Annotated in this window: 21 protein-coding genes; 8 read left to right on the top strand and 13 right to left on the bottom strand. The window is 51.7% G+C overall.

Annotated features, from left to right (window positions below; all coding sequences use genetic code 11):
• Positions 1–126: 126 nt before the first annotated feature.
• The gene (locus tag G006_RS0111865; protein WP_020483407.1) at positions 127–801 is read right to left on the bottom strand and encodes a PEP-CTERM domain protein; all 675 of its coding nucleotides are present in this window, start codon (positions 799–801) and stop codon (positions 127–129) included.
• Between the two features lie 58 nt (positions 802–859).
• On the bottom strand, positions 860–1,510 hold the full coding sequence (locus G006_RS0111860; protein ID WP_081607930.1) for a PEP-CTERM sorting domain-containing protein: 651 nt from the start codon (positions 1,508–1,510) through the stop codon (positions 860–862).
• A gap of 355 nt (positions 1,511–1,865) precedes the next feature.
• Between G006_RS0111860 and G006_RS0111855 the strand changes: the two genes are divergently transcribed.
• Entirely contained in the window at positions 1,866–3,092 is a 1,227-nt protein-coding gene (locus tag G006_RS0111855) for an HD-GYP domain-containing protein (RefSeq protein WP_020483405.1), read from the top strand.
• A 152-nt stretch (positions 3,093–3,244) separates the two neighbouring features.
• On the opposite strand, the gene G006_RS28850 is transcribed toward G006_RS0111855, so the two are convergent.
• The 3 genes from G006_RS28850 to G006_RS0111840 all read right to left on the bottom strand — a co-directional run bounded on the left by G006_RS28850 (position 3,245) and on the right by G006_RS0111840 (position 6,125).
• Positions 3,245–3,922, bottom strand: a complete 678-nt coding sequence (locus tag G006_RS28850; RefSeq protein ID WP_020483404.1) for a VPLPA-CTERM sorting domain-containing protein — start codon at positions 3,920–3,922, stop codon at positions 3,245–3,247.
• Between the two features lie 453 nt (positions 3,923–4,375).
• Complete coding sequence (locus G006_RS0111845; protein ID WP_020483403.1) at positions 4,376–4,939, bottom strand: VPLPA-CTERM sorting domain-containing protein; 564 nt, start codon at positions 4,937–4,939, stop codon at positions 4,376–4,378.
• Positions 4,940–4,961: 22 nt separating this feature from the next.
• A complete protein-coding gene (locus G006_RS0111840; protein WP_020483402.1) occupies positions 4,962–6,125 on the bottom strand; it encodes a LamG-like jellyroll fold domain-containing protein in 1,164 nt (387 codons plus the stop codon).
• Positions 6,126–6,471: 346 nt separating this feature from the next.
• On the opposite strand from G006_RS0111840, the gene dnaB reads away from it, so the two are divergent.
• Positions 6,472–7,866, top strand: coding sequence for a replicative DNA helicase (gene dnaB, locus G006_RS0111830; protein WP_026147003.1), 1,395 nt, complete (start codon positions 6,472–6,474; stop codon positions 7,864–7,866).
• Positions 7,863–8,981 (top strand): alanine racemase, encoded by a 1,119-nt coding sequence (alr, locus tag G006_RS0111825; RefSeq protein ID WP_020483399.1) that lies wholly within the window; start codon positions 7,863–7,865, stop codon positions 8,979–8,981. The genes dnaB and alr overlap by 4 nt, the downstream gene beginning before the upstream one ends.
• Here alr and G006_RS0111820 read toward each other — a convergent pair.
• Entirely contained in the window at positions 8,976–9,791 is an 816-nt protein-coding gene (locus G006_RS0111820; protein WP_020483398.1) for a DUF2797 domain-containing protein, read from the bottom strand. The genes alr and G006_RS0111820 overlap by 6 nt on opposite strands.
• A gap of 72 nt (positions 9,792–9,863) precedes the next feature.
• Here G006_RS0111820 and ppa point away from each other — a divergent pair, with 72 nt between their 5' ends.
• Entirely contained in the window at positions 9,864–10,409 is a 546-nt protein-coding gene (gene ppa / locus G006_RS0111815; RefSeq protein ID WP_020483397.1) for an inorganic diphosphatase, read from the top strand.
• 15 nt (positions 10,410–10,424) lie between these two features.
• Here ppa and G006_RS27090 read toward each other — a convergent pair whose 3' ends face one another.
• From G006_RS27090 to G006_RS0111795, 3 genes are all read right to left on the bottom strand, one after another.
• Positions 10,425–11,192: a GGDEF domain-containing protein gene (locus G006_RS27090; protein WP_020483396.1), complete on the bottom strand. Its 768-nt coding sequence runs from the start codon at positions 11,190–11,192 to the stop codon at positions 10,425–10,427.
• Between the two features lie 345 nt (positions 11,193–11,537).
• Complete coding sequence (locus G006_RS0111800) at positions 11,538–12,395, bottom strand: transglycosylase SLT domain-containing protein (protein WP_026147002.1); 858 nt, start codon at positions 12,393–12,395, stop codon at positions 11,538–11,540.
• Positions 12,396–12,919: 524 nt separating this feature from the next.
• On the bottom strand, positions 12,920–13,807 hold the full coding sequence (locus G006_RS0111795; RefSeq protein WP_020483393.1) for an NF038132 family protein: 888 nt from the start codon (positions 13,805–13,807) through the stop codon (positions 12,920–12,922).
• Between the two features lie 285 nt (positions 13,808–14,092).
• Here G006_RS0111795 and coaBC point away from each other — a divergent pair, with 285 nt between their 5' ends.
• The 4 genes from coaBC to argB are packed head-to-tail and all read left to right on the top strand — an operon-like array spanning position 14,093 to position 19,190.
• Positions 14,093–15,304 (top strand): bifunctional phosphopantothenoylcysteine decarboxylase/phosphopantothenate--cysteine ligase CoaBC, encoded by a 1,212-nt coding sequence (gene coaBC / locus G006_RS0111790; RefSeq protein ID WP_020483392.1) that lies wholly within the window; start codon positions 14,093–14,095, stop codon positions 15,302–15,304.
• Positions 15,276–15,731 (top strand): dUTP diphosphatase, encoded by a 456-nt coding sequence (gene dut, locus G006_RS0111785; protein WP_020483391.1) that lies wholly within the window; start codon positions 15,276–15,278, stop codon positions 15,729–15,731. The genes coaBC and dut overlap by 29 nt, the downstream gene beginning before the upstream one ends.
• A 15-nt stretch (positions 15,732–15,746) precedes the next feature.
• Entirely contained in the window at positions 15,747–18,284 is a 2,538-nt protein-coding gene (locus G006_RS0111780) for a phosphomannomutase/phosphoglucomutase (RefSeq protein ID WP_020483390.1), read from the top strand.
• 12 nt (positions 18,285–18,296) lie between these two features.
• Entirely contained in the window at positions 18,297–19,190 is an 894-nt protein-coding gene (gene argB, locus G006_RS0111775; protein WP_026147001.1) for an acetylglutamate kinase, read from the top strand.
• On the opposite strand, the gene G006_RS0111770 is transcribed toward argB, so the two are convergent.
• The 4 genes from G006_RS0111770 to murJ form a co-directional block, all read right to left on the bottom strand.
• On the bottom strand, positions 19,173–20,177 hold the full coding sequence (locus G006_RS0111770) for a DUF4124 domain-containing protein (RefSeq protein WP_081607929.1): 1,005 nt from the start codon (positions 20,175–20,177) through the stop codon (positions 19,173–19,175). The two genes, argB and G006_RS0111770, sit on opposite strands and share 18 nt — an antisense overlap.
• A gap of 18 nt (positions 20,178–20,195) precedes the next feature.
• Positions 20,196–20,771, bottom strand: a complete 576-nt coding sequence (locus G006_RS0111765; RefSeq protein WP_020483387.1) for a YggT family protein — start codon at positions 20,769–20,771, stop codon at positions 20,196–20,198.
• On the bottom strand, positions 20,771–21,598 hold the full coding sequence (gene proC, locus G006_RS0111760) for a pyrroline-5-carboxylate reductase (RefSeq protein WP_020483386.1): 828 nt from the start codon (positions 21,596–21,598) through the stop codon (positions 20,771–20,773). The genes G006_RS0111765 and proC overlap by 1 nt, the downstream gene beginning before the upstream one ends.
• Positions 21,599–21,683: 85 nt before the next feature.
• Positions 21,684–23,231, bottom strand: a complete 1,548-nt coding sequence (gene murJ, locus G006_RS0111755) for a murein biosynthesis integral membrane protein MurJ (protein WP_026146999.1) — start codon at positions 23,229–23,231, stop codon at positions 21,684–21,686.
• Positions 23,232–23,318 lie beyond the last annotated feature (87 nt).

Raw genomic sequence — 23,318 nt, 5'->3', positions numbered from 1 at the left:
GATACGCCGCCTCCGGCTATGCGGGGAGAAAGAAGCGCTAGCTCTGCGGTGTTTTCCGAGCGGAATAGTGCTTAAAAAATCACCTCCGCACTAGAGGCGGAGGTGAGCGTTGTAGATTTTTGAGAATCAGGAAAGTGATTTTTTGCGGGATACGGCGATGAAACCCAATAATGCCGAACCCATTAAGCCAAAGGCCGCAGGCACAGGAACTGGGGTTGTGGTGGTTAACAGCCTGAACTGTCCATCCCACTTTGCCGGGCCGGTGAAGTTCAAGCGAAAACTATGCAGGTTGGTAAACACCGCAAGATTGGTGAAGTCGCTGAAACTTACCAAGTAATTATTGTTGCCGGTAAACGTTTTGATACCTGAGCTTGAGCTGCCGTTGGCTACCATTTCCACATTGACACCCAGGTCGATTGCCAACACCTCAAGTAGGATGGCGTTGCCGTGAGCGGTTAAATCAAGTGGGTCGAAATTCCACAGAATGGAGGCGCTCCCGGCTGAACGGCCGTCATTTGATATGATCAGCTGGTTACCGCCGGAAACGATTTCCGTGGTGTTGGCTGACGCGGTTCCCGAGGCTTCGGCGATAAAGGTCCTTGAGGCATTGCTCAGGTCCGTGCCGGTAAGAACAGATACTGTATCGCTGGTAGAGCCTGAGCTACTGCCGTCGTCGAATACGGTTTGAGAATGGCTGAAATTATCAATCGTCAGTATACCTGCTTGGCTTGGGCTGGATAGCGCTAAGCCCAGGCTTAGAAGCAAAGGCGCGAGGTTTTTGTGAAAATGTTTAGCATTCATGTGAATTATCCGTGATCAGAATTGAAATTTGGAAATCAGAAGATTTTGACGGCAGGCGTTAAACGGCTACTAATTTTTGGCGTTTGCCTACGGTAATGCCCAAAGCGCCTATGATCAATAAAGCGGTGACGGAAGGTTCGGGGACCGTTGATAACTGGCTGAAGTCAGCGTCCCAAGCGGCATTGGTACCCCGCAATTTCAGCTCCAGACTGTTTAGATTCTTGAAAGCCGCGGGATTCGAGAATTGTGAGAAGTCGAATCTAATAGTGCTGGGCGAACCGATCGCAACGCTGGCCAAATTCTGAAAACTTAGCATCGAAGTGCCGTTGGCGATCATTTGAATTTGGTAACTGGCATCGCTAGATTCGGTCGTTAGCAGTATTGCGTTAGCGAAAGCAGTAAAGTCGACGGCAGCGAAATTGTAAAAGATGCTGGCGGTACCGGTTGAATTGCTACTGTTACCGACCGTCAACAAGCCATCTTCCACAAAAATTCTGGTGGTACCGCCTGGGGTAGGGCTGGAATTTAATGTTCGTTGCAAATTACTTAGATTTGATCCGGATACATTAACTGGGCCGTTGACGGTGTTAGTGGTGGATTGACGGTTGGCAAAATTATCGATCACTGTTGCCGACTCGGCGGCTTGAGTGAATAAGGCTAAAATCAGGATTAATCCGGATAAGGGCATTTTCGGCATTCCAGAATTCATGTCGATTCCTTTTTGTCAGTGGCTGAAAGATAAGTGATTCGCTTGCAATCGATTGGGTTGCATAGTGCGTCACTCTATTCAAGCATTAGTGGTGCCAACTTAATTTAAATTAATCCAATCAATTATTTAAATGTGATTTGGTAGTAATTTTTCAGTTAAGCAGCTGACAGCCGGGGCAGATGTTGCGACAGTTTTGGCAGGCTGGCATGGCGCTGTCATGCGAGGCATATAAGAGAGCTGCGCGAAGTTGTAGCTTGTTATCTTGGTTAACGAGTGGGAATGTTTGCGATGCTTTGCCGATCTTTTCAAAGTACGATAGCATCGTACTAACACCTTCAATCTGGAGTCCAGCCTAATGGATAGTCAACATATCGATTTGCACCGCTCCATCATCTCCCTGAGTTGTGCGCTGGATTTAGTCGGTATCGACGAAGTGAAACACGGCAAGCGGGTCGCGATGATGGCTTGGCATATTGCCGGTAAGCTCGATTGGTCAGCTGTCGATAGATTGAGCATTTTATATGCCGGCATGCTGCACGATTGCGGGGTGGCGAAGGTTCGCGAGCATAGGCATTTGACCGAATCGTTGGAGTGGGACGGCGCCGAGGCGCATTGCTTACGCGGCGCGGAATACTTACAAGCCTGCCCACCGCTGGCCTATCTGGCAGAGGAGATTCGCTACCATCACACGCGCTGGGAGCAATTAGTTGAGTTGCCGCTGGCGCCTCGGGTGCGGTTGCGTGCCAATCTGTTGTTTCTGGCTGATCGGATTGATGTGTTGCAAGTCCCGTATTTGGCCAGCGAACAAATTCTGGTGGCCGCGCCCAAAATAATGGAGCGATTACTGAGCTATTCGGGATCGCTGTTTGCGCCTGAGCTGTTGGCTGCGTTTGCGGAACTGGCGAAAAGCCAGGCGTTTTGGCTGGCGATGGATCCGGATTATTTGGATGAGGATTTACGCGAATTGGGGCGCGACTTGCCGACGGTAGACTTGGCTTATCCTTCGCTGCGGGAAATGGCGCGGCTATTTTCGCGAGTGGTGGATGCGAAAAGCCCGTACACCGAGCAGCATTCTGAACGGGTTGCGCAAATCTCCAGGCAATTGGCATTGGATTTGGGGGTGACTGGTTGCGATCTGGAGCAGGTGGAAATTGCTGGTTTATTGCACGATCTTGGCAAATTGCGGGTTTCCGAAGACATCATCGACAAACCGGGTAGCCTGACCCCTGAAGAACGGGCCTGCATGCAGCGGCACAGTTACGATACTTACCGAATTTTGCAGCGGGTATTTACCGACTCTAAGATTCCGCAATGGGCTGGCTTGCACCACGAAAATCTGCGTGGCGAAGGCTATCCGTTCAAGACTATCGGCAAGTCTTTGGAGTTGGAGTGTCGGATTATCAGCGTCGCTGATATTTTTCAGGCCTTGGCGCAGTCCCGCCCCTATCGCGAGGGTATGTTATTGGCGGACATTATCGAGCATCTGCGGCAACGCGTGGCTGAAGGCGTATTGGATGGCGAGGTGGTTGCTAAGTTGATCGAGAATGCGGACGTTTATTACGAACTGGCGCAAGGCAATTGATCAATGGCTTAAACCGGCCGCCAAAGCACTGTGCTTGTCCGCGACATATAGGTCTGGGCCTTGTAAAAATATTCGCTCGCAGCCGAAAACACAAAAGCCGAAGGCATCAATACACGCCTCCGGCTTTTAGCGACAGCGAACTAAACCGCTGATTACGCTTGGCGTTGTTTTCTGGTATTAAAGCCCATCAAACCGAGTAAGCCGGAACCCATCAGCCAGGCTGCGGCAGGAACCGGTACCGAGGTAATTGGACCACCGCCATTGTTGTCTAGGCAATATTCAACATAGAGCTCTGCCGCTTTGAAAAAATAATCTTTGCTACCAGAATCCTTCACGCCCAATACGGCCGTCAATGAGGCGAAGCCGGTTTTGGAAAGAAAATCGCTAACATCCAAACTAATATATTGTTTGTAGCCATCGACTTCGGTCCAGCTTGTGGAAACGTTGGAGCCGTTAATCGATGTAATACGGGCGTATTCGTTTCTATCTTTTATCAGGCCATTTGAGTTGGAATCGTCCGCCGATGTTGAGTCATCACGCAACCATATTTTCAGTAGAGCGTTATTGATAAAGGTGGTGTCCAGTTGATAGTCGAAGTTAAGGGTGTAGCTATTATTGCTGGTATCGCTATCTGCTTTCGAAATTAGCGTGCCGTTGCTGCCGCCGGATAAAGTCAGACTCAATTTTTCTAAATCGCAAGACGCTTGGTTGCCGCAGCCACCGTGTCTGGAATCGTTGTCGTGTTCATGTTCAAACCCATTGGACGCAAAGGCGGAGGAAGTGAGCAGGGCCGAAGATAATAGGATGGAAGCAGTCAATAGCGTTTTCATGGCAAGTACTCAGAAGTAATGAATGGAAATTTATCGGAGGCGATTGGACGCAGAACAGGATGTGTGCGGCAAATCAGCTGGTGATCAGTGTATCCAGGTATGTAACTGTGTTTAATTGTCCGTTCGTGCCATGACAATTTTGTCATGGCGGACGGTTTGGACGGAGCGATTGGATTGGCGAGAACGCTTAGGTCTGTATGGATTACTGCCCTCCCGAGTCCGCTGTTGAGCGGGATGAAAACCTAACAGAGCTGAATAGCGGCATCAAAAGAGCGAATTGCTCGCTCATTTGCTTAAAGATGCTGCGGTGAATTCGAATGGTTGCAGAACTTGTATGGGTGCGTCTTAAGCACAAGCATTTAATGAATGCTCCCGATTGCCTTGCTGTGGAGAATATTTTGCGAAAACACCGCCTCAATTTTGCAGGCGGTGTTTATCTTGAGTCCTCGTATTTCAGATGCGGCGTGGTCCGACAAATCCCAATCCCGCCAATGCCGCGCCAAACAACCAGGCGGCCTCAGGTAACGGCACGGTATTGATTTTGATCGAGGCATTTGCGGTTAATAAATTACCGTTGGACAGGGTGTCGGTGTCCGGATCGAACAAGGGATTAAACGGGCTGCGGGCGAATAAATCGTAAGTCAGTACAATTTGGCCGAACACAGTGCCTTGCGCGGCGTTGTCGGCAATTCTAAAACTACCGATGCCGGTTTGGCTGGCGGCATCGAACGTTTGTCCCCAGACGGTGCTGGCGCCAAAGCCCGGTCCTACAACGAAGAAATTGTCGGGTGCGCTGATAAAGTCCGTGAATACGCCTGAGGAGGTTGAGGACTGAAATTCCGCACCGGTCACGACTAGGTAGTTTTGCGTGTTGGTGAGCAGGAAGCCCCAGCCCACGGTATCGCCTGCAACGCCTTCGATTAAGCCGTTTGTCGGCTCTAATTGTAAGGAGGTTGCGGCTTGGCTAGAGGGAAGAATAAACAGCAAACTGGCTAACAGGATAAGTTGTTTGATCATGAGAATATCTCCTTAATAAGGTCTAGCGGAATTGGTTGGTCAAGGTTTTTGATCCGGTTACTTCGCCGTTATTGCTGCTAAAGGGGATGACAGCTTTAAATCTGGCGCTATTTGGGCAGCCGCTAAAATTGATTGTGGTGGTGCCGCTCACTTTAGCCCCTGCCTGGATGTTGCCGACGCCTAACGGAAAAGATAAGGGACTTGTAATGACTGGGGTACAAGTGGCTCCGGAGGTTTGTGCAAGGGTTAAGCCGTCGATCTGGGTATTCTCGGCGATACATCCGCTCTTGTTTGATAGGGTGATAGTCCATCGGCGTTCTATTTGAGTACCCGATTTAGCGGTTATAGATGCAAACAACTCAGGAAGTTCACCTACTCCACAAACCACTGGGTTTTCTATGAACCGGTCAGAAAAATCAGTTTTAACATCGTCCCAAATAATTAAATTGTCAATCGCAACACTCGCGCCTGAGATATTGTAAAAGTAGGCGAGAGCAAGGCGTGAGCCATCAGGTATGGCACCCCATGGCGAGGCATCATGGTAGCGCTGTGTTGTGACAAGGTTTCCATCAAGATAAAGATAAAGCTTACGTCCACCAAATTGCGCAATACCTGTTTCATTCCATACCATCGCATAATGGTGCCAGGCTGAACGGTTACCAAGAATGCTATCTAATGTTCCGGATTGGGTTGCAGTGTCGACTAACCCATTACAATAGCCGTCAGTCGCAACCCCCACTGTCCCGTAAAAACCGAAGCCGCCGCAACCGTTATTAGACCCAAAACCAATTCTCCAGTGAAATATCGGAAAATTAGGTGGTGGCACGTAAAAAATCATAGTCACTGCATCAAAAAAATTACTTGGGAAATTACTGAGTTTTGCCCAGAATTCTATTGTTCCCTTACTTTTTGACACAACGGATGTGGCAGGAAAAGTTAGGGCAAACTCGTTTGAGTTCCCAACGTCATTCACAAAAGACTGACCAAAATTAGCAAAAGGGCCTGGTGCGAAATGCCCAGCTGTTTTTTGGCCTCCAGGCCCCACTTCGCTATTCGCAATCTCAGCATCACTGCCCAATTTGTTCCACAACACTAGATTCCCGGTTTCAGCTTGGCTGGCGGCAGGTGTCGACAAAGCCAGCAAGCATGCAGTGGCAGATAGGGTTTTGCGTTTAATTCCGTTCATAGAAACCTCCTTTAGGGAGTCAAGAAATACAATTTGCCGCAACCCGTTTATGGTGTCGGTTAGCCGGGTAGGGCAGGCGGATAGTTAGAATTATTTTAAGAAAAGAGGATGGAGCGAAGCGTCATGGCCGGCAACAAGCCGATAAAAGCCAGGATAGACGCCAAAATTTATGGTACGAAATATAAGGTAATTAGGCAATCGATAACTAGTGAGTTAATTCTGTGGCTTGATGACATGTAGAGTTGATTTGTCTGGTTTACCGGCATTCGGTAAAGAAATCGACGCTGCCGCGATTACCGCATAGCCGGGTATAATCCGCCGCTATTGTTTGCAACCGCTGTTCGCCATGTCCGAAGACTACTATTTCACCCCCGACCAAGCCGTCGAATCCCTAAAAGTACCGCCGCATTCCATTCAGGCCGAGCAGTCGGTGCTGGGCGGCTTGATGCTGGATAACCAAACCTGGGATTCGGTCGCCGACAAAGTGGTGGAGACAGACTTTTATCGCCGTGATCATCGATTGATTTTCCGTGCTATAGCCCAGTTGGCAGAGAAGCAAGATCCGTTCGACGTGGTGACCTTGTCAGAGGTGCTGGAAACTACCGGTGAGTTGCAAGATGTGGGCGGTTTGGCTTATTTAAGTATGCTGGCGCGAGATACGCCCAGCGCTGCGAATATCGTGGCCTACGCCAACATCGTCCGTGATCGCTCGGTTTTACGGCAACTAATCCATGTCGGTACCGAAATTTCCGATTCGGCATTTACCACCGAAGGCCGCGAGACCGCCGATTTGCTCGAAAATGCGGAACGCAAGGTATTCGAAATCGCCGAGCAGCGGCAGCGCGGGCAGGGTGGGTTTAGCTCGATCAAATCCTTGCTGGCCAAAGCCGTGGATAAAATCGAAACCCTCTACGAACTCGATGGCGACATCACCGGCGCCAGCACCGGCTTCACCGATCTGGACGAAAAAACCTCGGGTTTGCAGCCCGCCGATTTGATCATTGTCGCCGGCCGACCGTCGATGGGTAAAACCACTATCGCGATGAATATGGCTGAAAACGTCGCGCTGAAAAGCGGCATGCCGGTCGCGGTATTCAGTATGGAGATGCCGGGCGAATCATTGGCGATGCGGATGATGTCGTCGCTGGGCCGCATTGACCAGCACAAAGTCCGTACCGGCAAATTGGACGACGACGATTGGCCGCGCCTGACCTCAGCGATCAACCTGCTCGCGGAAACCAAGATGTTTATCGACGACACGCCAGCCTTGACGCCGACCGAAGTGCGTTCGCGCGCCCGCCGTTTGACCCGCGAACACGGTCAGCTGGGCTTGATCGTGCTGGATTATTTGCAGTTGATGCAATCGCCGGCCAGCGGCGATAACCGGGTGCAACAGATTTCTGATATTTCCCGCGGCTTGAAGGCGCTGGCCAAAGAGCTCAATGTACCGGTGATTGCACTGTCTCAGCTCAATCGTAATCTGGAGCAACGCCCCAACAAGCGGCCGGTGATGTCCGATCTGCGTGAGTCCGGCGCGATCGAGCAGGACGCCGATTTGATCATCTTCGTCTATAGGGACGAGGTCTATCACGAAGACAGCCCGGACAAAGGCATCGCCGAGGTGATTATCGGCAAGCAGCGGAACGGCCCTTTGGGGACGGTGCGGCTGACTTTCCTGGGCCAATACACCCGCTTCGAAAACTTTGCCGGCGTCTATAACGGCCCCGAGGATTATGAATGACGCCTGCGGCTTTTGTGCATCTGGATTTGGACGCCGTGCGCCACAATTTGGCGCAAGTGAAGCGTTACGCGCCGGACAAAAAAATCATGGCGGTGATCAAGGCCAACGGCTACGGCCACGGCATGACGCGGGTAGCCACCGCTTTGGACTTGGCGGACGGCTTTGCCGTCGCCAGGGTGGACGAGGGCGTCAGGCTGCGGCAAGCCGGATTTAAACAAGCCATCACCGTGTTGCAAGGCTTTGTCTGCGTCGATGAGTTGTTGCAGTTGTTGAAGTATCAATTGGCGGCGGTGATCCACACTCCCCAGCAAATCGCTATTTTGCAACAGCAAGCCGACTCCGAAGGCAAGCTTGCCGTCTGGCTGAAAATGGACACCGGCATGAACCGCCTGGGTTTTAAGGGCGCGGACTTCAGCGCTGCTTATCAGCAGTTATTGGGCTGCGCGCTAGTCGAGCAACCGATCAATCTGATCACCCATTTTGCCAACGCAGACGACTTGCTGGACGACAAAACCCGCCGGCAAATCGATTTGTTCAACGACGCGGTAAAAGACTATCCCGGCGAATGCAGCATCGCTAATTCTGCCGGGATTATCGGTTGGCCCAACGTCCGTTTCGGTTCAACTCAGGATAGAGCTAGCGATTGGGTGAGGCCAGGGCTGATGTTATATGGCTGCTCGCCGTTTGCCGGCAAGACCGGTGCGGATTTTGGGTTAAAACCGGTGATGAGTCTGCATTCAAGGTTGATTGCGGTAAAGGATGTGGCGGTCGGGGAAACGGTGGGTTACAGCAGCACCTGGCAATGCCAGGTCGCGACGCGCTTGGGGGTGGTTTCCATCGGCTACGGCGATGGCTATCATCGCCACACCAAAAGCGGCGCGCCGGTACTGGTTAATGGTAGGCGGATGTCGCTGATCGGCAGAGTGTCTATGGATATGATTACCGTGGATTTGAATAGTCAGCGGGATGCGCAACCCGGCGACCCCGTCACTTTGTGGGGCGATGGACTGCCGGTCGAGGAAATCGCCCGCCATGCCGACACTATTCCTTATACCTTGCTCTGCGGGATTACCCAACGGGTGCAAGTAATTGAGCAAGGTTTATCTGTCTCATAACGACACTTCTACTTCGTAGCCGGCAAATTTGCGGATATTGATCACGCCGTTGTCGAAGATCAAATACTGGCCTTTGATGCCTTCCAAGATGCCGGACACCAGCGGTTCTTTGTCAAAATTAAACGATTTTACCTTGCTAGGGTATTGCTGCACCGGATAGTCCAGCGTCAGGGATTCGGCATCGCTGAGCAATTGCGGCGGGCTGTCGGGAAATTGCGCGGCGATGCCTTGCAACTGATCCGCGCATTCTTTCAGCAATTGATCGCGGATTACAGCCAGATCCAAGGGCACGGTGTTGTTCTTCAACATTTGTTGCCAGCTGGTTTTATCGCTGACATGTTGCGCCAAGGTGACTTCGATCAAACCCGACAGATGGCGGGAAACGACCTTAAAAATGGGTAAGGCTTGCACCGCGCCTTGATCGATCCAGCGGGTTGGGGTTTGCGATTGGCGGGTGATGCCGACCTTAATTCCGGAAGAGTTCGCCAGATAAACAATATGCGGTTGAAAGCAAAACTCCTCGCCCCAACTGGGTTCGCGGCAAGTACCGGCAGCGTAGTGGCAGGTTTCCGGTTTCATGATGCACATATCGCATTGCGCCAGCTTGATGAAACAGGGGTAGCAGTAGCCTTGATTGAAGCTTTTATTGGTTTTTTTCGCGCAATGGACGCAAAAAATCTGGCCGGTGTAGCGTAACGACAGTTGTTTGCCCAGCAGCGGGTTCAATTCGATTGCTTGTGCGCCGACCGGCAAGCGGTATTGCACTGGCTCGGCCAACGCGCTGGTCATTTTTTGCAGACTGCCTAACACTTGATTTAATCCCGATAGCTTAATAACGGCGGCTATAATGACAGCGTTTCCAGCGTACTCAAAGAGGATTCGATGTCATTCATGCAAGTTGCTGCTGGTGGCAATATTCCGTTTGAAATAAATGTGGTGGTCGAGATTCCCGCCTTCAGCGATCCGGTCAAATACGAGGTGGATAAACATACCGGCGCTCTAACAGTGGACCGCTTCATGGGCACCGCCATGCAATATCCCTGCAATTACGGTTACATCCCGCAAACCTTGTCCGAGGATGGCGATCCGGTGGATGTAATGATCATCACTCCGGCACCTTTGCTAAGCGGTTGTGTGATCAATTGCCGGCCGGTAGGGGTACTAAAGATGATAGACGAAGCCGGCCCTGATCCTAAACTGCTGGCGGTGCCGGTATCGCGCTTGACACCGTTTTACAATCACGTTGCCGATTACAAGGATTTGCAACCGGACAAGCTGGCCAAAATCACCCACTTTTTCCAACACTACAAAGACCTGGAGGAAGGCAAATGGGTCTGCGTGGAAGGTTGGGGCGGTATCGAAGATGCGCGGCAGGAAATTCTGGCTAGCGTCGGCCGCTATAAAACGTCGCATAGCAGCCGCCGCTAATCCTATTTTCCGAGGTCATTCAATTTCTTGCGAGAGTTTCAGTTTTTTCGCCCGGTACATCGCGCTATCGGCTCGGTTTAGTAAGTCGAGACTGCTTTGGCCGTCGTGGTGATAGATGGCCGCGCCTATGCTGGCGCTGATAGCAACCGTTTTGCCATTAATGCTGCAAGCTTCTGCCAATTGCGACTGGATTTTTTCTATCACCGCCGCCACGCTGCGGTCAGCATCGATTTCGCCAAGCAGCACCAAAAATTCGTCGCCGCCGTAGCGGCAAGCAGTGTCGCCGCAGCGAAGACAAGCCGACAAACGCCCCGCCACTTCTTTGAGTAATTGGTCGCCGGCCGCGTGGCCGAGTTCGTCGTTGATGTTTTTGAATTCGTCCAGATCGATAAACAATAGTGCGACCGGCCGTTGCTGACGATCCGCTTGGGCCATGGCTTGTTGCAGTCTATCTAGCAACAAAACGCGATTGGGTAAGCCGGTTAACTCGTCGTGATGTGCGCAATGCAGGGCGTGTCTGTAATTCTCGTTACTTTCCAGCAGCTGCTGTTCCAAGGTTTTGCGTGTCGCGGCAAGCGATTCGATTTGTCGGCGGGCATCGGCCAACTGCTGTTGACTAATCGCCAATGCGCGTTCCAATCCGACAATCTCCGCACGGGATTGCTCTAACTGACAGCATTCGCTGTTGCTTTCGCATTCTGGAGTTTGGCTGAGCCAGCGTTGGGCGACAACCGATGAGATAAGGCTTTGCTTCTCGGGCTGGTGTCTGATTCGGCTATTCATCACAGCACCTCCATTAGGGCAGCTGCTGAATCGATGGCAGTCAACGCCGCGATGAATAAGATCGAATTATCAATTTTCATGACAATAACCTTTATGAATTGAGTGGCCGGAAAGCTCGTTAACCGAGGTTTGTTGGCTTAACACGGTCAATTCTTGTGCCAGACGCGCTGGTTTTAATGTTGTTGTCGGCTAACTGCCTGTTGTTGAAGGCGTTTAGGAGGAATGAAAAAAGGGGAGAGGAGCTGGATAATGCGAGGTGTTGGGGCTAAGTGCAGACGGTATTTCGTCAATATTACGAAATACCGTATTCCTAAGCTTGGGTAGCGTAGGTGAATTGGCGATAATTTAGGTTTTTTGTTCGATAACCAAGTTTTTTTGCAGTTCTTGCGGCGGTACCGGATGGGTTGGTTTTTGATACGCCGCCAGAATTTGCTTAACATAATTGCGGGTTTCCTGATACGGCGGGATGCCTTGATAGCGCTCCACCGCACCTTCGCCGGCATTATAGGCGGCCAGTACCAGATCTACTTTGCCTTCGAAATGCCTCAACAGCCAATGCAGGTAGGCGGTGCCGCCTTTGATGTTTTGAATCGGATTCCAGCTGTCTTTTACCCCAAAGCGTTCTGCGGTTGCCGGTATCAACTGCATCAGACCTTGGGCATTTTTGCCGGACAGTGCGCTGGGGTTGAAAGCCGATTCGGCTTGAATCACCGCCATGATCAGTTGCGGATCGATGCTGTAAATCGGCGCAATCTCTTTAACCCAGGCTTCGACCAGTTCGCGCTTAGGATTGGGTTCGGCAACCAGTTTAACTTCAGGTTCCGGTGCCGGTGGTTGGCAGGCTGGGTCTTCACTGGGGTTGACATCGCCAAAACGGGTCAGCATTTGTTGCGCATGCGTGTCGCCATGCTCTGCGGCTAATTTAAACCAATGACTGGCTAGCGGAATGCTACGGGTTAGGCCGCGGCCGTTGAAGTACATAAATCCGATGCTGTAAGCCGATTCTGCATCGCCTTGCAGCGCGGCTTTGCAGTACATATCAAATGCTTGACGGTAATCTTGTTTGACAGTGCGACCGTGTTCGAAATCGGCAGCGGTCTTGCGGATTTGTTCCAGATTAACTGGTGCAGCATCCTGGGCGTTGCCGATTTGGGCGGCGAAGCCTAAGCACATGGCAAGTAGCGATTGGCGTTTCAAGTTCATAAAATTCTCGTTCTGTATTGCTGAGACTAGGCTCTTCCAAACCCGGCCGGAAAAGGATCGAAGTGTCAATCCTCCAAGCTTCCAGCTACCGTATACATTGCAAGTGCTTGATCGCCCATATGGCCGAGTTTCCGTGCAATTGCGCTTGATTGCATCCCGCGGGATGCTGGCAAACCTTGAAATAGTTCCGGCGCCGCTGAGGGTGTTAGCTTTACCGGAACTGCTTCAAGGTTGTCCGCACTATACCCTCTGTTTTGCTGAGGCTATATTGCCCATATGGGCAGGTGAGCGTGGCGCGAATATATCACAGGGTTGAGTTTACGGCGATTTAAACTGTTGTTTTTGATGTGGTTGTGGCGGCTTCTTAGGCGCGGCGCCTGATTTAGCTCCTGGTTCTCGGCCCCCTGTTTTTTCACCGGGGGACCGTCTATCGGCGGTACGTATTCGCCCGGAGCGACTGTGCTATTCGCCAAAGTAAGTATCCAATTTGTCTGTTGCGGATTTCAAACTTGCCGCCGATTATTTCAGGACTGTCTGGTAAATTTATTTTTGCCAGACAGTACGCTCATTAAGCCCATGCCCAAAGACATCAGCAGGAAGCCGCCAGGCAGAGGTACAGCCGCTGGTGGCGGTACTATTGTGACACCGCTGAAATTCACTTGCTGTAGTCCGCCAAAATCAAAAGCGAGTGCAGTGTCAAACGCTTCGTCGCCCCAATTGATTACCCCAAACTCAAGAAAATACGATCCCGTTGCGGTGAACGAGTAAGCAGACTTAATCCAGCCGGTCGGGCCACAGGTGTTGGCGTTATCCCAGCAAACGCCGCTTGAGCCACCCAATGGGGTCCAATTTGTGCCAGCTACAGCAAAGCCAATGGTGTTACCGTCATTCAATACGGCATCGAGTTCATCCGGTAAGTTGTTATCTACCTGACGGTTCAACACATTACCCGGTACGACATTCCCGTTAGCGGAATTGGTGCTGCGCGCTGTAAACAACCAGGCGGCTGTATTGTTAGTATCCGCATTGACCAAGCGTGCCCAGGCATAGTCGTCGTAACCGCGACCATCGGTTGAAATGTAATTGAATTGTAAAGTCAAAGTGTCATTTGCATTGGCATTGAAAGCATTCGATTGAATTTTCGAGCCATTGGTTTGGTTCTCGGTGCCGCGTCCTTCATCTCTCAGAACCAAAGGCGAAACATCATAGACACCGCCAGATGTCGACACGTAACCGAACTGAGCGTTTCCCGTCGGTGAATTATTGACCGTGTTGTCCCCGTAAATCAGCCCTGCTGCGCCGCTTGCCGTCCAGGTGTTACTGTTTAAGGATATATTGGAAGCTTGTGCGGCGGGTATCACAAGCGCTCCGCTCAAACTAAGGGCGATCAGGGGAATACGCGTAATTTTCATGGTTTTGCCTTTTAAAATCTGTCTCTATAAGTAATCAGGGTTTTGTTGAATAAGCCGCGCGAATCCTATTAGGTCGTGCTATTTGCCTCTTTCAACGGCGCAACTTATTTCGCGGTGTATTCCGTGTGGCGGCTAAAAGGTTCAAAACGGGAGGCAGGTTTTAAGTGAGGCAACTGTAAAATCCACGGTTTAAGTCTCGGCGGCATGGACTGATTGCAAAATAAGCTGTTCCTATACATCAAAGGTCGAGTTTGCCATAATTCCAAGAACTGATCTTTTTGGGGCATGAACATTAACAAGCGAATTTTGTTGGGGGTTTGCGGTGGTATCGCGGCTTATAAAGCGGCGGAACTGGTGCGCTTGTTGCGTAAGCAAGGCCATGAAGTTCGCGTGGTGATGACCGCCGCCGCCCGTCAGTTTGTCACGCCGCTGACCTTTCAGGCCTTGAGCGGCCATGCCGTGCATAGCGATTTGCTGGATGTCGAGCAGGAACAGGCCATGAGCCATATTCATTTGGCGCGCTGGGCCGACCTATTGCTGATTGCGCCGGCGACCGCCGATACGCTGGCGAAAATGGCCCACGGTTTGGCGGATGATTTGCTATCCACCTTGTATCTTGCGGCCGAATGTCCGGTATTCGTTGCGCCGGCGATGAACCAGGCGATGTGGCGTAAACCGGTAACCCAAGAGAACATTGCCAGATTGCAAAGCCACGGCATTCATTGCATTGGTCCAGCTGTCGGCGAGCAGGCTTGCGGCGAGCAAGGCTTGGGACGCATGGTCGAGCCGGCCGAGATTTGTCGGCAAGTGCTGGAATATGGGCAGTCCGGTTTGCTCAAGGGCATCGATATAGTGATCAGTGCCGGACCGACCCGCGAGCCGCTTGATCCCGTGCGTTACCTCACCAACCGTAGCTCAGGCAAAATGGGTTATGCCTTGGCGGGCGCAGCCCTGTCAGCAGGCGCTAGTGTGACACTGGTCAGCGGTCCGGTGAATCTAAGCGTACCGGCCGGAGTCAAACTTATTCCGGTGGAAACCGCCTTGCAAATGTATGATGCGGTGATGGTGCATTGCCGGATGGCGGATATTTACATTGGTGCGGCGGCGGTAGCGGATTACCGGCCGCAACAACTGGCTGATGGCAAGATAAAAAAGGATGGCGACACCAGCAATATAGCCTTGGTAAAAAATCCGGATATCATCGCCGCTGTGGCTGGTTTGCAACCAAAACCCTTGGTGGTGGGATTTGCCGCAGAAACCGACGATCTGGAAAATTACGCCAAACACAAGCTGCAAAGCAAAAACCTGGATCTGATCGCCGCGAATTGGGTGGGGCAGGCCGAAGGCGGTTTCGAGAGTGATCGCAACGCCTTGCAAGTATTTTGGCCGGGCGGTCAACAAATCCTGCCGATGACCGATAAACATACCTTAGCCGCACAGCTGCTTAAATTGATAGCCGAGAAATTGCATGAAAAAAATCCAGTTAAAAATTCTTGATCCGCGCCTGGGCCAGGAGATTGCTTTGCCCGCCTACGCTACCCATGGCTCTGCGGGACTGGATTTGCGCGCTTGCCTTGATCAGGCTTTGACCTTGCAACCCGGCGAAACGGCCTTGATACCCACCGGTCTTGCTATTCATATCGACGATCCGCATTTGGCGGCGGTATTGCTGCCGCGCTCGGGACTAGGGCATAAGCACGGCATCGTGCTGGGTAATTTGGTGGGCTTGATCGACTCGGATTATCAGGGACAGATTTTTATTTCTTGCTGGAATCGCGGCAATAGCGCTTTTACCGTCGAGATAGGCGAGCGCATTGCGCAAATGGTGTTTGTGCCGGTGGTGCAGGCCGAGTTTGAGTGTGTGGCCGAGTTCGACGAAAGCCATCGCGGCAGCGGCGGTTTTGGGCACAGCGGCCGGCACTAAGCGGAGCCGCGACGGATGGGACGCATATTTAGCATAGTTGCCGGCATCGCGGCGCTGATGGTGTTATTGGCCGGCGGCGGCGCCTATTGGTTTTCGGCAGCTCAGGTTAGGGAAACCCAGCAAACCAGTACCACGGCGATTGCCAGCGGTATGACGGTCAGCATCGTTAGTCAGATCGAGACTTTACAGCGGGTTATCGATGGTCTGGCGCAGGCGCCGGATGTGGTGGCGCTACTTGCCAGCGATAGTCACAATCAAGCGGCGCTGGATAACGTCGCTATCAGGCTGCAGAACACGATTCCGCAAGCGATGCGTGTGCGTTTGCTGCCGGCCACGGTCAGCGAACCGGACCTTACCCAAGTGCCGAATATGGGCTTTGCCGATCTGGAGATGGTGCGCGCCACGCTCACCGCCAAGCAAAAGCCCTTCGTGCAAGGCGAGGGCGAGCATCGGCATTTGGCAATGACGGCTGCGGTCAGTCAAAACCAGCAGGTAATCGGCGTGATTTTGGTCAGTTTAAAGCCGGATTTGTTGCAACAGCTGATTACCAAGACTACCGTCAGTAATGGCTATGTGGAGATCAAGCAAGAGCAGGCCGTATTGGCCAGTGTCGGTATGGCGGAGTTGAAGGACGACGAGCCGCAAGTGATGCCGCTGACTAACAGCCGATGGTCGTTGGAGCTCTCGATCGGTGGCGGCACCAGTGCCGGCGACATCATTTTATTTTCCTGTATTATCCTGATCCCCGCCTTGTTGGGTTGTCTGGCGTTTTTTATCGGTTATCGTAAATTGGCCGATTATCTGCACCACGATCAAAGCAGTATTTTAAAAGCCGCCAAGGACATGATGACCGGCAAGCAGGTTGGTCACTATCCGGTGCAGCTCGATGAAATGCGGCCGATTATTTCGACTTTGGCGCAGTTCAAACGCATTTTGGAACAAGAAAAAACTCCGAATAAAGCACCTGACGAAGTGGGTGAATATGACTTTTTCGACGAGTCGTTCGACATCGATTTTATCGAAGAGTCACCTAAAACAGCCGAACAATATGCCAGTGTGCCGGTGAATCTGGGCACGGTGCCTATCAGCATGGCCGAGCAGGTGCCGCTTAGTGCGGCGGCTCCCGCCGAGAAATCGGCACCCGTAGCGATGCCCGCTGCCGTGCCGACGGCGGGGGAGTCATTTGCCGATATTTTCCGCACTTATGATATTCGCGGTATCGTCGGCAAGGGATTGACCTCGGAAACTGTGCGAAATATCGGTCGGGCTTTGGGTAGCGAGGCCAGGCAGTTGAATATCAAGACTATCGTCATGGGCAGAGATGGCCGGTTATCCAGTCCGGGGTTGGCGGATGCCTTGGCAAAAGGCATCACCGAAGCGGGTTGCGATGTGTTGAACATCGGCCTGGTGCCGACGCCACTGCTGTATTTTGTCACCCAGCACAGCGAAGGCCGCAGTGGTGTGATGATTACCGGTAGCCACAACCCGGCTGACTACAACGGCCTTAAACTGGTTTTGAACGGCGAAACCTTATCCGGCGACAAGATCCAGCAGATAAAAAAACGTATCGAAGCCGGCGATTTTAGCGAAGGTGCGCCTGGATCTATCGAGCTAAACAGCCTATTCAGTAACGAATATATCGGCATGATTTCCGACGACGTGCATTTGGTCAGACCGATGAAAGTGGCTGTCGATTGCGGCAACGGTGCAGCCGGACAGTTGGCGCCAATCTTGTTGCGTACCATGGGTTGTGAAGTGATCGAGTTGTATTGTGAGATTGACGGCAACTTCCCCAATCATCATCCCGATCCCAGCAAGCCGGAAAATCTGGCCGATCTGATCAAGGCCGTGCAGCATTACCAGGCGGATATTGGCGTAGCCTTCGACGGCGACGGCGACCGGATTGGTGTGGTCGACTCCGGCGGCAAAATCATTTGGCCGGATCGGCAAATGATGCTGTATGCCCGCGATGTGCTGGCGAATAAACCGGGAGCGGAAATTATTTATGACGTGAAATGCTCGCGGCATTTGCACGATCAAATCGTTAAGCGCGGCGGGCGGCCCTTGATGTGGAAAAGCGGTCATTCCCTGATGAAAGCCAAGCTCAAGGAAACCGCAGCGGCACTGGCAGGCGAGATGAGCGGGCATATTTTCTTTAATGACCGTTGGTTTGGTTTCGACGATGCATTGTATGCGGCGGCGCGGTTGATCGAAATTTTGTCTGGCGATATGCGTAGTAGCAGCGATGTATTTGCCGAACTGCCGGATAGTATCAACACGCCGGAGCTGCATGTGCCGATGGCCGAAGGCGAGGGCGTTCGCTTTGTGGAGCAGCTATTTAGCCAGGCCAAATTCAAAGATGGCAAGATTATCAATATCGACGGTATGCGTGTCGAATTTGCCGACGGCTGGGGGCTGGTGAGGGCCTCCAATACTACGCCGGTATTGACCGTACGTTTCGAGGCGGATAGCCAGGACGCGATGCAGCGTATTCAAACTCAATTCAGGCAGCTGATGCTGCAAATCAAACCCGACATCAAACTCCCTTTTTAATTGTTAGCGATCATGAAAGAAAAAAACGCGCACCAGATTGCCCACGTTCTTATCGAAGCCTTGCCTTATATTCAAAAATTCAAGGGCAAAACCGTTGTGATTAAATTCGGCGGCAATGCGATGGTCGACGATGCGTTGAAACACAGTTTCGCTCGTGACATCGTCTTGATGAAGTTGGTGGGTATTAATCCCATCGTGGTGCACGGCGGTGGTCCGCAAATTGGCGACTTGTTAAAACGCTTGGGAAAAACCTCCGAGTTTATCGACGGCATGCGCGTTACCGACAGCGAAACCATGGATGTAGTGGAAATGGTGCTGGGTGGCCTGGTGAATAAAGAGATCGTGAATATGATCAATATGCAGGGCGGGAAGGCCGTGGGGCTGACCGGTAAGGACGGAAATTTCATCCACGCCCGCAAGATCAATATGACCAAGGCCGGTGCGACCATGGAGGATGCGCCGGAAATTATCGATCTGGGCCATGTCGGCGAAGTCAGTAGCATCGATCCTGCGGTAGTGGAGATGTTGGGTAACAGCGACTTTATTCCGGTGATCGCGCCGATTGGCGTGGGTAAGGATGGGCACTCCTACAATATCAATGCGGATCTGGTGGCCGGCAAGGTTGCGGAAGTATTAAAAGCCGAAAAACTGATGTTGTTGACCAATATCCCAGGCATTATGGACAGACAGGGTAATTTGCTGACTGGCCTGACCTTAACCGATATTGATAATCTGATCGCTGACGGCACTATTTCCGGGGGAATGATTCCGAAAACCCGCTGCGGTACTGATGCGTTGAAGGGCGGCGTGACCAGTGTGCATATCATTGACGGGCGGGTCGAGCATGCGGTGTTGCTGGAACTGTTCACCGATCAGGGCGTCGGTACTTTATTGCTGCGCCGCTAAGCTGGATTGAATAAAAGGGGCAAAGGCCTGGCGAATGCTCTGCGCCTTTGCTCCTGAACATAATTCGTTGCCCATACTGGATTGGCGGCAGCGGATATCCAGAAATATCTGCAACGTGTTGTTACGCTCCAGCAGCGATACCGACAAGCTTAAATCATCGTCTTTCTGTGGCGCTGCGCGCATGATCAGCTTCTCGCTTTCCACGTCTTGACCGGTGGTGGAGTGAGTCGCGACAAACTCGCCGGCGATTTTCCAGGCTTTTTCGCATTGCCCGGCGTCTTGACAAACAAACAGGCCTAGCTCGTTGCTGGCGTTACTGGCCGCTAAGCTGTCGCCGTTGACCGGTTTTCCGTCGTTGCTGTTGGCTTGGGTGAGGAATTGAAAGCGGGCTATGTCGGCTTTGAATTCTTTTTCGCTGTTTTGTCTGTCTTGTTGGTGACGCAAAAGTTCTTGTTTGCCCGCTTCTATCTGTTGTTTGCTGGCGGCAATATCCGCCAGTAATTTCGGTGGGATCTTGCTGCCGCCACGCTCAAGATTGGCGGCTTGTTGCTGTTGCTGCTGCAATTGCTGCTGAATGCGTTCGATATTGCCTTCAATCACTTTTTGCCCGGCATCGAAGGACGCCATTTTATTACTCAAGGCTTTATTCATATCGTCGATGCTACGAAACGTGCTTAACAGCACCTTGTCATTGGCATTTTGCCTGGCAATGATCTTTTCCTGTTCCTTACGTAGTGCATCCAGCCGTTTTTGTTGAGCGATTTGCTCGGCGGTTTTGGCTTTTTCCAGCACATCGAGCACGCGGGCTTTCTCGCTCAATGTTTCCCGTTTGTGCTTTACCTGGTCGGGTGGCACTTGATCGGAGAAATAGACGTTACCGTTTTCATCCACCCAACGATACATTTTTTTTGCATATGCCGGCTCGCCCATTGCCAATAGCAAAGCTAGAGCGACAAATGATGTTCGTTTGAAGGTGATATGTCGCATGACAATACCAGCCGAGGCCTAACCCAGTAGGCTAACCAATTGATGCAGGGGCGGCAAAATCATCATTTTTGCCAGTTGCAACAATACCAGCGCCACCAGCGGCGATAAGTCTATCCCGCCCAGGTCGGGTAAAACCTTGCGGCACACATTCAACAGCGGATCGGTCAAACTGTACAAAATCGACGAGGCGGAGCCATAACTGCCTGGTGCGAACCAGCTCAGGATGGCGCCGGCAAAAATGGCGTAAACGAAAATATCGATCAACATTTTCAATAAGTCGGTAAACGACAATAGCGTCAATGCCACAAAACTGACCGATAAGCCTTTAATAGCCAGTATCGAAAAGTTGGCGACTATTTGCAGCAACAACGCCAGCACTAGGGAAGAGCTATCTATGCGGCCGATGGAAGGAATAAAACGGCGTAAAATCCGTAATGGCGGGTGGGTGATTTTCACCAGAAATTGCGATACCGGGTTGTAAAAATCGGCCTGGGTCCATTGCAACAAAAAGCGCAATGCCACCGCCAAAATATACAACGAAAACAGGGTGTCGATCAGGAACACTATCGGGTCGGTCATATAATTACTGCCCATTAGTCGGCTCCCAGTTGTTTTGACATTTCAATCGAACGGTCTTTTGCGGCATGTAAGGCTTTGGCAACCAGTTCGACAAAACCGTTTTGGATAAATGTTTCGATAGCTTGTTGAGTCGTACCGCCCGGAGAGGTAACTCTGGCGCGCAATTGGGCGGGCGATTCGGACGATTCCAGCGCAATTTTGGCGGCGCCCAGTGCTGTTTGCTGAATCAGCAGTCTCGCGGAGCGTTCGTCCAGGCCCAATTCCAGGGCAGCTTTTTCCATCGCTTCCATCAGCAGAAAAAAATAAGCCGGCCCGCTGCCCGATACCGCAGTCACGGCGTCGAGTTGGTTTTCGTCGTTTACCCACAGCGCCAAACCGACTGCGCGCAGAATATTTTCGGCTAGATCTTTTTGTTCGTCGTCTACATTCGCGTTGGCGTGCAATGCTGTTGCGCCGGTTTGTACCAGTGCTGGCGTATTAGGCATGCAGCGCACGATAGCCACATCGCTGCCTAGCCATTTCGACAGGCTTTGCTGGGAAATGCCGGCGGCAATCGATACTACCAGCACATTTTTTTGCTTCAGACAGGGGGCGATTTGCAAAGCAACGTCACGCAGTATTTGCGGTTTAACTGCCAACACCACCACTTCGACTTCGTTAACGACTGTCTCATTACTGGCGGTAGTATTCACGTGAAGTTGATCGGCGTGAGCCTGCAAGGTGGCGGGCGCGGTATCCGATACCCAGATCTGCTGCGGTGAATGACCGCTGGCAATCAAGCCGCTGATTAGACTGGTCGCCATGTTGCCGCCACCAATAAAACCGATTGTTTTTGTTTTCATAGCTTACTGATTATTATGTTGAATCGTTACGGAAACCGCTGTTTGCGGAGCATTCTACATGACAATGGTGGCGTCGCAGAGAATCTCAAGTCGTTACGGATTTTTGCAAGCCGATATGTCGGGGCCGGATGCCCAACAATACTAGCGTCAAACTATAAATCAATATTGCCAATCCGATTGTCATTCCCAGATGCAATCCTCGTTGCGAGGCGTTCCAATCCAGCCAAAGCGTGGCATCGACAAAATAATACAAGAACCCTGACATAACTGCGTTGGCTGCCACAATCCGCAGAATGTATGACAGCCATTGTTCGCTGGGACGGTATGTTCGGGTTTTTAGCAGTCTAAGCAACAGGAGTAGCGCGTTTAGGTATGCCGACAAAGTCGTTGCCAGGGCGATGCCGGCATGCGCGAAGGGAAATGCCAGCAATAGGCTCAACACGATATTCGCGACGATGGAATACATGCCAAAACGCATCGGCGTTTGCGTGTCCTGGCGCGAGGTGAAGCCTGGAACCAAGATCTTGATCAACATAAATGCCAATAAGCCTAGTGCATAAGCCATCAGGCTTTTACCGGACATCCGCACATCGTCGCTGCCGAATTCGTTATATTGAAATAGTGTCGATAACAAGGGTTCGGCTAGCAGTGTCAAGCCCAGGGTGGCTGGTAGGCCGATCAATAACACCAATTTCAAGCCCCAGTCCAAAGCTTTGGAAAAGGCCATCGCATCGTCGGCGGCATGATTTTCAGATAGTCTGGGTAAAATTACTGTCGCTAACGCTACACCCAAAATCCCGAGCGGAAACTCCACCAGTCGATCCGAATAATACAACCAGGAAACGCTGCCAGATGTCAAAAAGGAAGCGACCAAAGTGCCAAATAGTAAATTAACTTGCACCACGGATACCCCAAAAATGGCGGGTAGCATCTGTTTTAGCATGCGTTTCACTGCCGGATCTTGGTAACCCCAGCGCGGCCTAGGCAGCAAGCGGAGCCTTGCTAGTGCGGGAATTTGAAACAGCAGTTGCACCACGCCGGCTGCGAATACGCCCCACGCCAGCGCCATGATCGGTTGCTCCATAAGCGGCGAAATCCATACCGCAGCGCCTATCATGCAAATATTCAGAAATACTGGGGTCAGGGCCGGAATTGCGAATTTACCGTGTGCGTTCAAAATCGCACCGGCGAATGCAACCAGTGTAACGAAGAACAAATACGGGAAGGTGATGCGCAGCATCTGCACAGCCAGTTCGTACTGGCCGCCTTCCCACAGAAAGCCCGGCGCAAAAAGCAGGATTAGCAATGGGGCGGCAATGACGCCCGCCACTGTGAATAGCATCAACAAGACTGCCAACGTGCCGGCAGTGCGGTCGATAAACAGTTGCAATGCCTCGCGGCTACCTTTTTCGTTATAATCGGCCAGGGTCGGCACAAATGCCTGCGCGAACGCGCCTTCCATGAATAAGCGGCGTAGAAAGTTCGGAATTCTGAAGGCCACGAAAAACGCATCGGTTGCCGCGTTAACGCCGAAAATGTTGGCAAATAGCATGTCTCTTACAAAACCCATGATCCGCGAAATCATGGTCATACTGCTAACGATTGCGGTGGATTTAAACAGCTGCTTGCTCACTGCAGGCCTCAGATTGGGTTTGGAAACACTAAAAATTTGACAATCATAGCATCCAAAATGATAATACGCGGTTCCAGATTAACTCAA

This window comes from Methylomonas sp. MK1 (assembly GCF_000365425.1).
Classification (GTDB): Bacteria; Pseudomonadota; Gammaproteobacteria; order Methylococcales; family Methylomonadaceae; genus Methylomonas.
Note: the sequence above shows the minus strand (reverse complement) of the source record. Positions and strands in the feature narration are given on the sequence as shown.